At 69.2% G+C, this 12,943-nt stretch carries 15 protein-coding genes; 4 read left to right on the forward strand and 11 right to left on the reverse strand.

Translation table 11 applies throughout. The annotated features are described in order from the left end of the window. Positions 1-23: 23 nt before the first annotated feature. The 3 genes from M2437_RS20845 to gloB all read right to left on the reverse strand — a co-directional run bounded on the left by M2437_RS20845 (position 24) and on the right by gloB (position 2,199). Positions 24-1,010, reverse strand: coding sequence for a site-specific tyrosine recombinase XerD (locus M2437_RS20845; RefSeq protein ID WP_253388573.1), 987 nt, complete (start codon positions 1,008-1,010; stop codon positions 24-26). Beyond that, the gene (locus tag M2437_RS20850) at positions 1,007-1,159 is read right to left on the reverse strand and encodes a hypothetical protein (RefSeq protein ID WP_012253924.1); all 153 of its coding nucleotides are present in this window, start codon (positions 1,157-1,159) and stop codon (positions 1,007-1,009) included. The genes M2437_RS20845 and M2437_RS20850 overlap by 4 nt, the downstream gene beginning before the upstream one ends. Before the next feature lie 260 nt (positions 1,160-1,419). Continuing rightward, positions 1,420-2,199 carry a hydroxyacylglutathione hydrolase gene (gloB, locus tag M2437_RS20855; RefSeq protein WP_003598068.1) on the reverse strand — a complete coding sequence of 260 codons (780 nt, stop codon included), beginning with the start codon at positions 2,197-2,199 and terminating at the stop codon, positions 1,420-1,422. Positions 2,200-2,430: 231 nt separating this feature from the next. Between gloB and M2437_RS20860 the strand changes: the two genes are divergently transcribed. The 4 genes from M2437_RS20860 (at position 2,431) to M2437_RS20875 (ending at position 5,551) form a co-directional block, all read left to right on the forward strand. Then, positions 2,431-3,165 carry a class I SAM-dependent methyltransferase gene (locus M2437_RS20860; protein ID WP_012253922.1) on the forward strand — a complete coding sequence of 245 codons (735 nt, stop codon included), beginning with the start codon at positions 2,431-2,433 and terminating at the stop codon, positions 3,163-3,165. Between the two features lie 37 nt (positions 3,166-3,202). After that, complete coding sequence (locus M2437_RS20865) at positions 3,203-3,898, forward strand: MarC family protein (RefSeq protein WP_015951055.1); 696 nt, start codon at positions 3,203-3,205, stop codon at positions 3,896-3,898. 74 nt (positions 3,899-3,972) lie between these two features. After that, the gene (dapB, locus tag M2437_RS20870) at positions 3,973-4,776 is read left to right on the forward strand and encodes a 4-hydroxy-tetrahydrodipicolinate reductase (RefSeq protein ID WP_253388574.1); all 804 of its coding nucleotides are present in this window, start codon (positions 3,973-3,975) and stop codon (positions 4,774-4,776) included. Positions 4,777-4,912: 136 nt separating this feature from the next. After that, positions 4,913-5,551 carry a 2,3-bisphosphoglycerate-dependent phosphoglycerate mutase gene (locus M2437_RS20875; RefSeq protein WP_003598075.1) on the forward strand — a complete coding sequence of 213 codons (639 nt, stop codon included), beginning with the start codon at positions 4,913-4,915 and terminating at the stop codon, positions 5,549-5,551. A gap of 13 nt (positions 5,552-5,564) precedes the next feature. Here the strand turns inward: M2437_RS20875 and bchI are convergent, their stop codons facing one another. The 8 genes from bchI to M2437_RS20915 all read right to left on the reverse strand — a co-directional run bounded on the left by bchI (position 5,565) and on the right by M2437_RS20915 (position 12,931). Next, positions 5,565-6,578 carry a magnesium chelatase ATPase subunit I gene (gene bchI / locus M2437_RS20880; RefSeq protein WP_253388575.1) on the reverse strand — a complete coding sequence of 338 codons (1,014 nt, stop codon included), beginning with the start codon at positions 6,576-6,578 and terminating at the stop codon, positions 5,565-5,567. Positions 6,579-6,713: 135 nt separating this feature from the next. Continuing rightward, positions 6,714-7,043: a hypothetical protein gene (locus tag M2437_RS20885; RefSeq protein ID WP_253388576.1), complete on the reverse strand. Its 330-nt coding sequence runs from the start codon at positions 7,041-7,043 to the stop codon at positions 6,714-6,716. 1 nt (position 7,044) lies between these two features. Further along, the gene (ptsN, locus tag M2437_RS20890) at positions 7,045-7,512 is read right to left on the reverse strand and encodes a PTS IIA-like nitrogen regulatory protein PtsN (protein ID WP_082290457.1); all 468 of its coding nucleotides are present in this window, start codon (positions 7,510-7,512) and stop codon (positions 7,045-7,047) included. 199 nt (positions 7,513-7,711) lie between these two features. Next, positions 7,712-8,320, reverse strand: a complete 609-nt coding sequence (gene hpf, locus M2437_RS20895; RefSeq protein ID WP_003598087.1) for a ribosome hibernation-promoting factor, HPF/YfiA family — start codon at positions 8,318-8,320, stop codon at positions 7,712-7,714. A 113-nt stretch (positions 8,321-8,433) separates the two neighbouring features. After that, positions 8,434-9,969 (reverse strand): RNA polymerase factor sigma-54, encoded by a 1,536-nt coding sequence (gene rpoN / locus M2437_RS20900; protein ID WP_041358660.1) that lies wholly within the window; start codon positions 9,967-9,969, stop codon positions 8,434-8,436. Positions 9,970-10,545: 576 nt separating this feature from the next. Continuing rightward, entirely contained in the window at positions 10,546-11,418 is an 873-nt protein-coding gene (gene lptB / locus M2437_RS20905; protein WP_253388577.1) for an LPS export ABC transporter ATP-binding protein, read from the reverse strand. A 17-nt stretch (positions 11,419-11,435) separates the two neighbouring features. Continuing rightward, positions 11,436-12,176, reverse strand: a complete 741-nt coding sequence (locus M2437_RS20910; RefSeq protein ID WP_253388578.1) for an LptA/OstA family protein — start codon at positions 12,174-12,176, stop codon at positions 11,436-11,438. Beyond that, positions 12,173-12,931: a hypothetical protein gene (locus tag M2437_RS20915; protein ID WP_012253915.1), complete on the reverse strand. Its 759-nt coding sequence runs from the start codon at positions 12,929-12,931 to the stop codon at positions 12,173-12,175. Before M2437_RS20915 ends, M2437_RS20910 begins: the two co-directional genes overlap by 4 nt. Positions 12,932-12,943: the final 12 nt, after the last annotated feature.

The raw sequence follows: 12,943 nt of genomic DNA on the forward strand, positions 1-12,943 counted from the left end.
CCAACAAATGAACAACGTATGCTTCAATACGGTTCGTCAGAAGAAACACTGCTCACGTCGATCTGATCGCCCCGATCGTTGAGTGGGTGAAGATCGCGCACCATGCCTTTCAAACGTTCATCGAGGACGTGGGTATAGATCTGCGTCGTCGAGATATCGGCATGGCCCAGCAATTCTTGGACGATACGCAGATCCGCGCCGTTCTGGAGCAGATGGCTGGCGAAGGCGTGGCGCAGAACGTGCGGGCTCACCCGGTCGGTCCGCAGGCCGGCGGCGGCAGCGGCGGTCTTGAGGTCGCGGGCGAAGGCTTGCCGGGTGAGATGACCGCTCTCGCTCTCGGCGGGAAACAGCCAGGACCCCTCGGCGGTCAGGTGCGCGACGTGGGTGCGCATCGCCTCGCGCGCGAGGACGGTGAGCGGCACGAGGCGCTCACGGCCGCCCTTGCCCTTGACCACGAGGTAGCGCTCGCGGGTGGCCGCGGCCGAGCGCGGCAGGGCGACGAGTTCCGAAACGCGCAGGCCCGTGGCGTAGAGGAGCTCGAGCAGGCAGAGCATCCGTGCGGCCGAGCGGGCCTCCGCCCGGTCGTCGCCCGCCGCCTCGACCCGCTCGCGCGCCGTCGCGAGCAGGCGATCGACCTCCACCACCGACAGGACCTTCGGCAGGCCCTTGGCGCGCCGAGGGGCTGCGACCGGCGCGGTCGGATCGGTTTCGGAATAGCCCTCCGCGTAGAGGAAGCGGTGGAAGCCGCGGATGCAGGAGAGGCGCCGGGCGGCCGAAGACGCCTTCAATCCGCGCGGCTCCAGGGAGGCGATGTAGGCGCGGACTTGCTCGGCCTGCGCCTCCTCCGGGTCGATCCCGCCTTCCGCGAGGTAGCCGAGGTAGTCGTCGAGATCGCGCCGATAGGCGGCCAGGGTGTTGGCCGCCGCACCGCGTTCGGCGGCGAGCATGTCGAGAAAGAGCTGACCCGGATCCTCCGCTCCGCCTGGGAGCGCGGAACCGTCCGCGCTCATCGCCCGCCCGGCTGGAGCTTCGACGGGGGAATGGTGACGCTGATCTCCCGCGGCGTCGGCTCGACGAAGGTCGCCAGTGCGAACATGCCGGCGAAGACGAGGCCCGCGAGGATCGCGATCGTGGCAAGGAAACGGAACAGGGTGGGCAAGGGAACCGGCCTTTCGCCGAGGATACGCGGACGAGCGGGTCGTGTTGCGATGCGCAAACCGTGGGTTTCGATCACATGCCGGAGGCTCGAAGGCAAGGTCTGGCGGAGCACAGGCGGCGCGGTCAAGGGATCGGCCGCCGGCCACCAGGGCAATCGCTCAAAGGCGACGGCCTTGGTTTGTTGCCGGCCTCACTCGCTGACGCCGGCCTCCGCAGGCTCAGGCTTCGAGCGATAGCCCTGCGCCGCCCCCTGCCCGCTTCTCAGAAGCGGTTCTTCCAGGCCCGCAGGGCGGTGAACACCGCCGCCGGGTCGGAGCCCGGCTCGAGGCCCGCAGAGCGAGCGAGGACCGGCTGGCCCACCCGCAGGAACGGGTTCGTCGCCTTCTCCTGGCCGATGGTCGACGGAATCAGGAAGCCGCCCTGCGCGGCAAGCCGCTCGGCCTCGGCCACGCGCTCCTTCAGGTCGGCGTTGTCCGGATCGGCGGCCAGGGCGAAGCGGCCGTTGGAAAGAACGTAATCGTGACCGCTATAGACCGCGGTCGCGTCCGGCAGGTCGAGGAAACGGCTGAGAGAGCGCCAGAGCGTTTCGGGCTCGGCCTCCATCACCCGGCCGCAGCCGAGGGTGAACAGGGTGTCGCCCGAGAACACGACGCCGGCATCGGCGAAATAATAGGTCACGTGGTCGGCGCAATGCCCCGGCGTCTCCCAGACCGCGGCGGTGAGACCGCCGACCGTCACCGTATCGCCCTCCTTGACGGTGCGCGCGGCACCCGGCACCGCCCCGCGCGCCTTCTCCGGCACCGTCACCCGCGCGCCGGTGCGCTCCACCACCTCGGGGATCCCCTCGATATGGTCGCCGTGGCGGTGGGTGACGAGAATGTCGGTGAGCTGCCAGCCCTCCGCGTCGAGGGCGGCCAGAACGGGGCCGGCCTCCGGCACGTCGATGGCGGCACAGGCGCCGCTGGCGGGATCGCGGATCAGCACGCCGATATTGTCGCTCCGGCACAGGAAGGTGCGGATTTCGGGGGCCGCTCTCGTCATCGAAGACCTTTCGCGAAAACTGACTTTTCCACCCGGAGGGTCGCGGGGAAAAGGTCCGCCGAGCGTGACCGGCGCCGGGGCGCGCGGTACAAACCCGGGCGAGGAACCGTTACATCACAGTGACGGTTCCGGGATCGGAGGCGCAGCCACGCTTGCCCCAGGCCTCCGCGATCCCCATTGATGCCGCATCAGCCCTACGGAGGACAACCGGCCGTGCCGGCACCCCATCCGATGCGCCTCGACGTCACGGACCTGCGCGCTTTCTACGCCAGCCCGCTCGGTGTCGTCACGCACCGTGTCGTCGGCCGGACGATCCACGGCTTCCTCGGCTCGGTCTCGGGGCTGCGCGTGCTCGGGCTCGGCTACGTCACGCCCTATCTCGGCCCGGTCCACGTCATCGCCGAGCGGACGCTGGCCTTCATGCCGGCGACGCAGGGCGTGGTGAACTGGCCCTCCAGCGGGCGCTCGGTGACGGCGCTCGCCGATCTCACCATGCTGCCCCTGCCCGAGGCCGCGGTCGATCGCGTCATCCTCGTCCACGGCCTCGAAGCGGTGGAAAGTCCGAGCGAGCTGCTCTCGGAAGTGTGGCGGGTGCTGACACCCGGCGGGCGCCTGATCCTCGTCGTGCCCAATCGCACCGGCGTCTGGGCGCGGCGGGACGCGACGCCCTTCGGCCACGGCCAGCCCTATAGCCGCTCGCAGCTCTCGCGGCTGATGCGTGACACGCTGTTTTCGCCGGAGGGCTGGGCCGAGACGCTCTACATGCCGCCGATCCGCAGCCGGTTCTGGCTCCGCACCGCCGCGGCCTGGGAGCGGTTCGGCACCGGCCTCGCCATGCCGTTTGCCGGCCTGCACGTCGTGGACGCGACCAAGCAGCTCTACCGGCCGATCGCCGTGCGGCAGGTGCGCCGGCTGGAAAGCCGGGTGCCGGCCCGGGTGCTGGTGCCCGCCGGACAGCCGGGCTAAAGCCGGCGCGTTTCCCCCGTCGCCGAGCCGAGCGAGCATGCTGCCATCCATTGGCTTCGAGACCGTGCTGACGAGCTTCCTGCTCGCGCTGTCGAGCCTGTTCTCGATCGTGAACCCGGTCGGCTCCGCGCTGATGTTCGCGCAGATCACGTCCAATCGCTCGCAGGCCGAGCGGGCGGAGCTGTCGCGGCGGATCGGTTTCTACGCCGCCCTCGTGATGCTCGCCGCCCTTTGGGCTGGTGCCCCGATCCTCAATTTCTTCGGCGTGTCGCTGGCGGCCCTGCGCATCGCCGGCGGCCTGTTCGTGGCGGCCTTCGCCTGGACCATGCTCACCGCCCCCGAGGCGCGGGAGGCCCGCAAGCATGCCGAGGTCGAGGCCGAGCCGGAGACCGGCGAGAACCTCGCCGAGGTCGCGTTCTTCCCGCTCACCCTGCCCTTCACCACCGGGCCCGGCACCATCGCCGTCGCCATCGCGCTGGGCGCCAACCGCCCCTCCGAACCGGGCGAACTCGCCGGTTTCTTCCTCGGCGCCTCCCTGGCGGCCCTGGCCATCGCCGGCGTGATCCGTCTCGCCTACGGCTCGGCGGATCGGGTCGTGACCCTGATCGGATCGGTACGGGCACGGGTGCTCGGGCGTCTCTCGGCCTTCCTGCTACTTTGCGTCGGCACGCAGATCACCGTCAGCGGTGTGTCGGACGTGCTCGGGCCGTTGATCGCCTCGCAACGGGTATAGACAGTCAACGGCCGCCATCTGCGCTATGAGCGCTGGGTGAGCCGGCCATTTATCGGAGCGAAGAGTCGATCATCATGAAGCTCGTCGTTGTGGGCGCCGAAGGGCGCATGGGGCGGATGCTGATCCGGGCGGTGGCGGAGGCCGAGGGCTGCACGCTGCACGGCGCCGTCGAGCGCCCGGGCTCGGCCGTCCTCGGCCAGGATGCCGGGCTCTTGGCCGGGATCGGCGAACTCGGCGTGCCGGTGAGCGACGACCCCCTGTCGCGGTTCGTGGCCGCCGACGGGGTGCTGGACTTCACCGCACCGGCCGCGACAGTCGCCTTCGCCGAACTCGCGGCGCAGGCCCGCATCGTCCACGTCGTCGGCACCACCGGGCTTTCCGAGGACGACCTGACGCGGCTGAAGGCGGCGAGCTACCATGCCCGCGTCGTGCGCTCGGGCAACATGTCGCTCGGCGTCAACCTGCTCGCCGGCCTCGTGCGCAAGGTCGCCGCGACGCTGGGCCAGGAATTCGACATCGAGGTGCTGGAGATGCACCACCGCATGAAGGTCGATGCGCCCTCCGGCACGGCGTTGCTGCTCGGCGAGGCGGCGGCGGAGGGCCGGAACGTGGCCCTGGCCGAGACCCGCGTCTCGACCCGCGACGGCCATACCGGGGCGCGGCGGCCCGGCGATATCGGCTTCGCGACCCTGCGCGGCGGCTCGGTGGTCGGCGATCACAGCGTCATCTTCGCCGGTCCCTCGGAGCGGATCACCCTCTCACATCATGCCGAAGACCGGGCCATCTTCGCCCGCGGCGCGGTGCGGGCGGCGCAGTGGGCCTTCGACAAGCCGCCGGGCCTCTACGGCATGGACGACGTGCTGGGGCTTCGCAACTAGACTGACGTCCGAATAACGAATCCAACAGAACGTCAGGCTTAGGCTTGGGAGGCGCCGCTGCCTCTGGTAGAGGCCCGCCCACGATCGCGAGGCGCCGTGCGGCGGCCTCGCCCCCTTCTCCGGAGAGACCCATCCCATGGAGCGCCTGCTCGTCCTCGCTCGGCATGGCCAGAGCGAGTGGAACCTGAAGAAGCTGTTCACCGGCTGGCGCGACCCCGAGTTGACGGAGCTTGGGATCGACGAGGCACGTCGGGCCGGACGCTGGCTCAAGAGCCAGGGCACGCAGTTCGACGTCGCTTTCACCTCGAACCTGCGGCGCGCCCAGCATACCTGCTCGCTGATCCTCGAGGAGATGGGCCAGGGTGGTCTGGAGACGATCCGCAACGAGGCGCTGAACGAGCGCGACTACGGCGACCTCTCCGGCCTCAACAAGGACGATGCCCGCGAGCGCTGGGGCGATGCGCAGGTCCACGAATGGCGCCGCTCCTACGACGTGCCCCCGCCCGGCGGCGAGAGCCTCAAGGACACCGCCGCACGAGTGCTGCCCTACTACATCCAGACGATCCTGCCGCGCGTCATGTCGGGCGAGCGGGTGCTGGTCGCGGCCCACGGCAACTCGCTGCGGGCGCTTGTGATGGTGCTCGACGGCATGACCACCAAGACGATCGCCAGCCTCGAGATCGCCACCGGCATCCCCCTGGTCTACCGGCTCAAGGCCGACACCACGGTCGAGTCGAAGACGGTCCTCGACAAGGATATCGACCAGGACGACTGAGGCGCGGAGAGCCTCACCCTGCTCCCAGCACCTCCTCCACGGCCCGCGCCACGCGCGCCGTGGAGCCCGACTCGTCGAGCGGGTTGCGGCGCAGACGGTGGCGAAGCGCGCTCGGCGCCACCTGTCTGAGATGCGCGACCGAGACGATGTCCGCACCTTCGAGGGCGGCGAGCGCCCGGGCGGTGCGCGTCAGCGTGAGTTCGCCGCGCAGGCCGTCGGTGCCGAGCGCGAGGCAGAGCCGGGCTGCGTTCTCCAGAACCGCATCGGGCACGCTCACGCTGCCGAGACGCTCGCGGGCCGCGAGGACCGTCTTCTGGAGCGCTTTTTCCGCCTTTCCTTGCGCGGCACAGAACGCCTCGCCGTCGCGCTCGTAGGCGTCGCGCCGCCGCACCACCTCGATGCGGGTGGCGATATCGGTCGGCGTCGTTACCTCGCAGGCGAGGCCGAAGCGGTCGAGAAGCTGCGGACGCAGCTCCCCCTCCTCCGGGTTGCCGCTGCCGACGAGGACGAAGCGGGCCGGATGGCGCAGCGACAGGCCCTCGCGCTCGACGGTGTTGACGCCGGAGGCCGCCACGTCGAGCAGGAGGTCCACGAGATGGTCCTCAAGCAGATTGGCTTCGTCGATGTAGAGGAAGCCGCGGTTGGCCCGCGCCAGCAGGCCCGGCTCGAACGCCTTTTCCCCCTTCGTCAGCGCCCGCTCCAGATCGAGTGCGCCGACCACCCGGTCCTCGGTGGCGCCGAGCGGCAGATCGACCACCGGCACCGGAATCTGGTGGCTCTTCCCCCGTCCCCGTGCGCAATGCGGGCAGGCCTCGGCCGGACTGTCGGGCGAGCAGGAATAAGGGCAGCCTGCGACCGCCCGGATCTTTGGCAGCAGCGCCCCGAGCGCCCGCACCGCCGTGGACTTGCCAGTGCCCCGGTCCCCGAAGACGAGGACACCGCCGACGGACGGATCGACCGCCGCGATCAGCAGAGCCCGCTTCATCTCCTCCTGGGCGACGATGGCGGTGAAGGGAAAGGCAGGCACGCGCGATCAGCTTCCTGAGCCGGAGGGACCCGAACGAGGCTCACGGGCGGTTGTACCGATCATGCACGAATTGCGCGGCACGAACAGCCGCGCTCGCACTCACATCGGGGCCATCGCTCTTCGCGCGGCGGCGCGTCACATCCCGCGGCAGCGGCTGCGCAGAAGACCCGAAAATTCCTTTTCGGAGGTCTGGACCTGGGTCAGGCGCTCGGTCCGTTCGGGGCCGGACAGGCAGCGGCCGTAGACGCCGGCGATCCGGCGCATGGTCTCGACATGGCGGCGCCAGACGCGGCACAGGCTCGCCTCGTCCTCGCCGCCGCCTTCGAGTTGCTCGATCGCCTGCCGCTGCATCGAGCCGGCGACGAGCACGTCGCGGGCGCAGGCCGCCTCGCCTTCCGCATGCAGGCTGGCGGGAGCGAGGAGCGCGGCCAGAACGAGGGCGGCGCGCAGAGAGAACACGGCCATGTCAGGCAGCCTGGGTCGTCGGGCCGTTGGCGAGCAGGGCGTAGAGGGCGGTCGCGTCGCGGGCGCTGCGGATGCGCTCCAGCATGCCGGGCTCGCGCAGGAGCCGGGCGACCTGGGCCAATGCCTTCAGGTGGTCGGCCCCCGCGCCCTCGGGAGCGAGAAGGAGAAAGGCGACGTCGATGGGCTGGCCGTCGAGGGCGTCGAAATCCACGGGCTTTTCCAGCCGGGCGACGAGGCCGAACAACCGGTCGAGCTGGGGGAGCTTGCCGTGGGGGATCGCCACGCCGTCGCCGATCCCCGTGGAGCCGAGGCGCTCACGGTGGAGCAGGGTTTCGAAGACGTCCCGCTCGGACAGGTTCGGGAGGCGGCGAACCGCATGGGAAGCCAGTTCCTGGAGGACGTGCTTCTTGTCCCGCACGCGCAAGGAAGAGACGACCGAGTCCGGGTTCAGAAATTCGAGCATCGGCATGAAAACTAAACGCCTCGTGGGCGGGATCCATCCAGAGATCCCGCGTTCCCATGCACGACTGCCGAAACCCAACGATCTCGGCACGGAGCGCCGCACGAGCCCGTCCGGATCCCGGAATCCGTCTCCGGCACCGGTCTCCGGGGCTTCGTGACGGGCACCTGAGGTCCCCGTCCGAGAAGGCTTGAAACCGGCCCTTGCCTCAATCCCGCTCGCCGGGCGGATCGACCCATCCGATCGCACCGTCACTGCGCCGATATACGACGTTGATGCGTCCGGTGCCAGCGTGAACGAAGACGACGACCGGGGCGCCGGTCATGTCGAGGGCGGTGACCGCCTCGCTAACGGATTGGCGCTTCAGCGTGCGGGTGCTCTCGGCCACCACCGGCGGATGCGCGCCCTCCTCCGCCTCGGCGTCGAGCGGGTCCTCGTCCACCTCGTCGTCGGGCGCGGCGAAGACGGCGTAGGCCGCCTCGATATCCGCCCCGTTGTGGCTCGCCGCGCCGTGATCCTTCAGCTTGTGCTTGTAGCGGCGTAGGCGCTTTTCGAGCTTGTCGGCGGTCTGCTCGAAGCTCGCATGCACGTCGTGCGCCGCGCCCGAAGCTTCCAGCGTCAGCCCGGTGACCAGGTGCAGCACGCAATCGGTTCGGTATGCCGCCCCATCGCGCCGCAGCGTCACGTGCCCCGTGCAACTGCCGCTCATATGCGGATCGAGATACTTCGCGAGGGTCGCCGCCATGCGGTCCTCGACCCGGCCTCGCAGGGCCGTACCGAGATCGAGGCCATGCCCCGTCACCCGCAAACCTGCCATCGACGTCTCCGCTCTTCCTCCCGGGACATCGAGAGTTAGAAAGGGGGACGGGGCAAGTCAAACACGAAGGCGAGCCGGCGCAGGGCTTTCACGCGCCGACGAGGCGACCGGGATCAGCGGACGGCCGTGGCCATCTTCTCCCGGCGGCGCTCGATCGATGAGGGGATCCGCAGCGACTCCCGATACTTGGCGACGGTGCGGCGGGCGATGTCGATGCCCTCGTCGCGCAGGCGCTGGACCAGCGCATCGTCGGACAGGACGTCGGAGGCCTCCGCATCGACAAGTTGTTTGATGCGGTGGCGGACCGATTCTGAGGAATGGGACGCGGCACCGGCGGCGCCAGGGATCGCGGCGGTGAAGAAGTACTTCATCTCAAGGGTGCCGCGGCTGGTGCCGATCGACTTGTTGGAGGTGACGCGGGAGACGGTCGATTCGTGCATGCCGATCGCCTCGGCGACCGTCTTGAGGTTGAGCGGACGCAGGTGGGCGACACCGTGCAGGAAGAAGGCGTCCTGCTGGCGGACGATCTCGGTCGCGACCTTCAGGATGGTGCGCGCCCGCTGCTCCAGGCTGCGGGTGAGCCAGTTCGCAGTCTGCAGACACTCGGATAGGAACGCCTTGTCGCCATCCGCTACCGCGCCCTTCGAGACGCGGGCATAGTAGCTCTGGTTGACCAGCACCCGCGGCAGCGCCTCGGAGTTCAGCTCCACCAGCCAGGAGCCATCGGGCGCGGGGCGCACGAACACGTCGGGGACCAAAACCTCGACCGCGTGGGCGCCGAAGGCGCGACCGGGCTTGGGGTCGAGGCGGCGGATCTCGGCCAGCATCTCGACGAGATCCTCGTCGTCCACGCCGCAGAGGCGGCGCAGGGCCGGGAAATCGCGCTTGGCCACGAGATCGAGGCGGGAGACCAGCGCCTGCATCGCCGGATCGAACCGATCCTGCTCGCGAAGTTGGATCGCGAGGCATTCGGCGAGGTCGCGGGCGGCCACGCCCGGCGGATCGAAGGTCTGGACGAGTTTCAGGATGCGGGCGACGTCATCGAGCGAGGCGCCGAGCCGCTCGGCCACGCCGTCGATGTCCTCGCGCAGGTAACCCGCATCGTCCACCGCATCGATCAGGAAGCTGCCGATCAACCGGTCGGACGGGTTCTGCGTCGCCAGATCGAGCTGTGCGGCAAGGTGCTCGCGCAAGCTGGTCTCGGCGGTCAGCGTCGCCTCGAAATCGGGAAGCTCGCCGTCGAAGCTGCCGCCGGCATTGCCGTAAGGGGCTGGGGTCAGCGAGAGCATGTCCCCGGTCCCGGTCTCGCGCGGGGTAGGGTTCTCGTCGGCGAACACGTTGTCGAGGCGCGTATCGAGGTCACCCTCGATCTCGCTGCGGCTCTGCGTCATCTCCGAGCCGAGCCAGGTCTCGGCTTCCGGCCCGTCGCCGCCGTCGTACTCGCCGTCGCCCGAAGCCTCCGGCGCCTCGCGCTCGGATTCCCCTTCGGACTCGGCGCGCTCCAGAAGCGGATTGCGCTCCAGTTCGGCATCGACATAGGCCGAGAGATCGAGCTGCGAGAGCTGCAGGAGCTTGATCGCCTGCAACAGTTGCGGTGTCATCACCAGGGCTTGGCCCTGGCGCATCTCGAGCCGCTGGAGCAGACTCATCTCGATGCCCAACCTTCAGAAATCATTGACAAATCGCAGCTCGCGTACGAGCCGCGCCGAACTCGGCACGTTCTTTGCTTCTCCTTTGATAGGTCTAGCGCCATCGGCCCGACACGTCAAAGCGGTTTGTCCGGCCGTCACCCAAATTCTCGCACCGCGGTAGCCGCGCAACAGAGGCGGGCCGCGCCGGCTCACTCTATTGGCGATCACCCACGCATCGCCACGCCTGCATTTGTCAGGGGCAGACAAAGAAAGGGTTTCCGGCGGGGCGGCCACGGTCAGCGTGGTTCAGCGGGCGTTACCGGATTGGCGAAAACTCGCTCCCGACAATCCGCAACCGCGACCGCATGAAGGACACCTCCACGGTCCGCCTAGCGCGGAAAGTAGCCGTGAGATTCCTGAGACGGCGTCGTGACGCAAGGCAGCGCCGGACGAAGTGCAGCGCGGCGAGAAAGTGTCCTAGCCTGCGTACCGCCACGGTCGGTCACGGGGAGAGAGTGGACGCCGTTTCGGTGGCGGATCGATCCGGCTGCCGATCCTCGATGCCGGCCCAATCTTCGAGACGTCCGCTCCGACCTAAAGCCGAAAATCCTCGCCGAGATAGAGCCGGCGGGCGTCCTCGTTGGCGACGATCTGCTCGGGCGTGCCTTCGGTGAGGATGCGGCCGGAATGGGCGATGTAGGCGCGGTCGATCAGGCCGAGCGTCTCGCGGACGTTGTGGTCGGTGATGAGCACGCCGATGCCGCGCTGCTTCAGGTGCTTAACGAGATCCTGGATGTCGCCGACGGCAATCGGATCGATGCCGGCGAAAGGCTCGTCGAGCAGCATGAAGGTCGGAGAGGACGCGAGCGCCCGGGCGATCTCGCAGCGGCGTCGCTCGCCGCCCGAGAGCGCGATCGACGGCGACTTGCGCAGGCGCGCGATGTCAAACTCTTCGAGCAGCGAGTCGAGCTTGCGCTCGCGGGCCTTGCGGTCCGGCTCGGCCACTTCGAGCACGGCGCGGATGTTGTCCTCGACGGTGAGCCCGCGGAAGATCGAGGCTTCCTGCGGCAGGTAGCCGATACCGAGCCGAGCCCGCTGGTACATCGGCAGGTGGGTGATCTCCATGCCGTCCAGGCTGATGAAGCCGCGGTCGGCCGGAACGAGGCCGGTGATCATGTAGAAGATCGTGGTCTTGCCGGCGCCGTTGGGGCCCAGCAGTCCGACCGCTTCGCCGTTATGAACGGTGAGCCCAGCCTCGTGGACCACGGTGCGGGCGCCGTAGCTCTTGCGAAGACCGCGCACGTGCAGCACGCCCGGACCACCGCCGTCCTCGGTGAGCACGCCGCCGGGCGCCGCCTGGGGTGTCGATCCAGCGCGCCCGAGAAGACGGCTGAACCACGAGGCTTTGCGGCCTCGGCTCGCCGGCTTTGGCTCGGCGACCGCGCGAAGCGGCACGCCCGCAGGCATCCCGGCTCCCGTCACCGTCAGTTCGCCTGCGCCCGCGACTTCACGGCTGGTTTCTCGGCCCCCTTGTCGGCACCCTTGGCACCAGGCTTGGCCGCGATGGCCGGCTGGGTGCAGCCCTTAGGCTGACTGCCCTTGGCCTGCCCGGCCTCGCCCGGCACGAACATCGCCGAGACGCGTCCGCCAGCCACCGGGTCCATGTTGGCCCGGCCGCTCGCCATGTCGTAGACGAGACGCGAGCCGCGGGTGACGTTCTGGCACTGGCTGAGCACGACGTTGCCGGTCAGCACGATGCGCTTGGCCTCCTGATCGAACACCGCATTGTCGCCGGTGGCGATCTGGTCCTTCTGCGCCACGGTCACCGGGCCGGCGCATTCGACCTTGCGGATGCCGTTGCCGCCGAGCGCCGCCTTGGCCTTGGCATCCTCGGCGGCCTCTGCCTCCGACCTCGCCGCGTCCTTGTTCGCGTCCTTGGCCGGATCCTTGTCCTTGTCGCGCTTGTAATGGACCGTCATCGCCGAGCAGCGGATCGTGCTCTCGCCCTGCACCGCCACGACGTTGCCGGCGAAGATCGCCTTGTTCTCCTTGTCGAAGACGTCGAGCCGGTCGGCGTCGATCTTGATCGGCCCCTTGCCGCCGCCGACGGTGCCGAGCGCGGCGGGCTTTTCCTTCACCGTCTCCTTGGCCGGAGCCGCGGCGGCGGAATGGGCCAGGAGGAGAGCGAGGCCGGCGGCAAGCGCCGGGCCGAGACGCGGCGTCATCGGGTGGGTTCCGCAGCGGAGGTGTGGATGCGCTCCTGATCCGTCCGCAGGGCGACCTTGGCACCGCTCTCCTTCTCGGCCTCGTCGCCGTGAAACACGGCATGGACGCGGCCGACGAAGGAGACGACCCGGCCGTTCTCGACCACGTCGAGCGTGTCGGCGACGATCGAGCCCGACGGCACCGTGACGGTGACGGCCTTGGACGAGCGCAGGCTACCGGTCTTGAAATCGACGGTGGCGACCGAGAGGCGCACTTCCTCGCCCTTGTCGGTCCAGAGCCGGATGTCGTTCTCGAGGTTGAGCGATTCGCGGGTGGAATCGAACACGCCGCCCTGCGCCTGAAGGTAGGCGCGGCCGCCCTTGTCGTCGGTGGCGACGTGGCCCTTCATGGCCTGAAGCTCGATGATGCTGGGCTTGCGCACGTCCTGCTGCGCCGCGTCGGCGACCACCTCGTAGCCGCGCTCGCCCTTGCGGAAGCCGGACAGGCGCGGGTTCTCCATCGTCACCTTGGTGCCCGAGACGCTGATCGGGCCGAACGAGACGTTGGGAATGCTGCCCGTGAGGGGGCTCCAGAGCACGATCGCTGCGAGCCCCAGCACGGCGATGCCGGCGGTGACCGGGATTACCCGGCGCAGCGTGCGCACCTGCGCGCTGTGCCGCCGCGCGCGTCCATGCGCGCGCTTGCGACGCGCGTTCTCGTTCGCGGCGAGCGCGAGGAGATCCGTCTCCCCCTGGATGGTGTCGGCCGCCTGCATCGCGTTCCTGAA

The sequence above is a fragment of the Methylorubrum pseudosasae genome, assembly GCF_029504475.1.
In the GTDB taxonomy this organism is placed as follows: domain Bacteria; phylum Pseudomonadota; class Alphaproteobacteria; order Rhizobiales; family Beijerinckiaceae; genus Methylobacterium; species Methylobacterium extorquens.

Coding starts and splice junctions, on each gene's coding strand:
- M2437_RS20845 (WP_253388573.1), bottom strand. CDS start 1,010: ATGAGCGCGGACGGTTCCGCGCTCCCAGGCGGAGCGGAGGATCCGGGT.
- gloB (WP_003598068.1), bottom strand. CDS start 2,199: ATGACGAGAGCGGCCCCCGAAATCCGCACCTTCCTGTGCCGGAGCGAC.
- M2437_RS20860 (WP_012253922.1), top strand. CDS start 2,431: ATGCGCCTCGACGTCACGGACCTGCGCGCTTTCTACGCCAGCCCGCTC.
- M2437_RS20865 (WP_015951055.1), top strand. CDS start 3,203: ATGCTGCCATCCATTGGCTTCGAGACCGTGCTGACGAGCTTCCTGCTC.
- dapB (WP_253388574.1), top strand. CDS start 3,973: ATGAAGCTCGTCGTTGTGGGCGCCGAAGGGCGCATGGGGCGGATGCTG.
- M2437_RS20875 (WP_003598075.1), top strand. CDS start 4,913: ATGGAGCGCCTGCTCGTCCTCGCTCGGCATGGCCAGAGCGAGTGGAAC.
- M2437_RS20885 (WP_253388576.1), bottom strand. CDS start 7,043: ATGGCCGTGTTCTCTCTGCGCGCCGCCCTCGTTCTGGCCGCGCTCCTC.
- ptsN (WP_082290457.1), bottom strand. CDS start 7,512: ATGCCGATGCTCGAATTTCTGAACCCGGACTCGGTCGTCTCTTCCTTG.
- hpf (WP_003598087.1), bottom strand. CDS start 8,320: ATGGCAGGTTTGCGGGTGACGGGGCATGGCCTCGATCTCGGTACGGCC.
- rpoN (WP_041358660.1), bottom strand. CDS start 9,969: ATGAGTCTGCTCCAGCGGCTCGAGATGCGCCAGGGCCAAGCCCTGGTG.
- lptB (WP_253388577.1), bottom strand. CDS start 11,418: ATGCCTGCGGGCGTGCCGCTTCGCGCGGTCGCCGAGCCAAAGCCGGCG.
- M2437_RS20910 (WP_253388578.1), bottom strand. CDS start 12,176: ATGACGCCGCGTCTCGGCCCGGCGCTTGCCGCCGGCCTCGCTCTCCTC.
- M2437_RS20915 (WP_012253915.1), bottom strand. CDS start 12,931: ATGCAGGCGGCCGACACCATCCAGGGGGAGACGGATCTCCTCGCGCTC.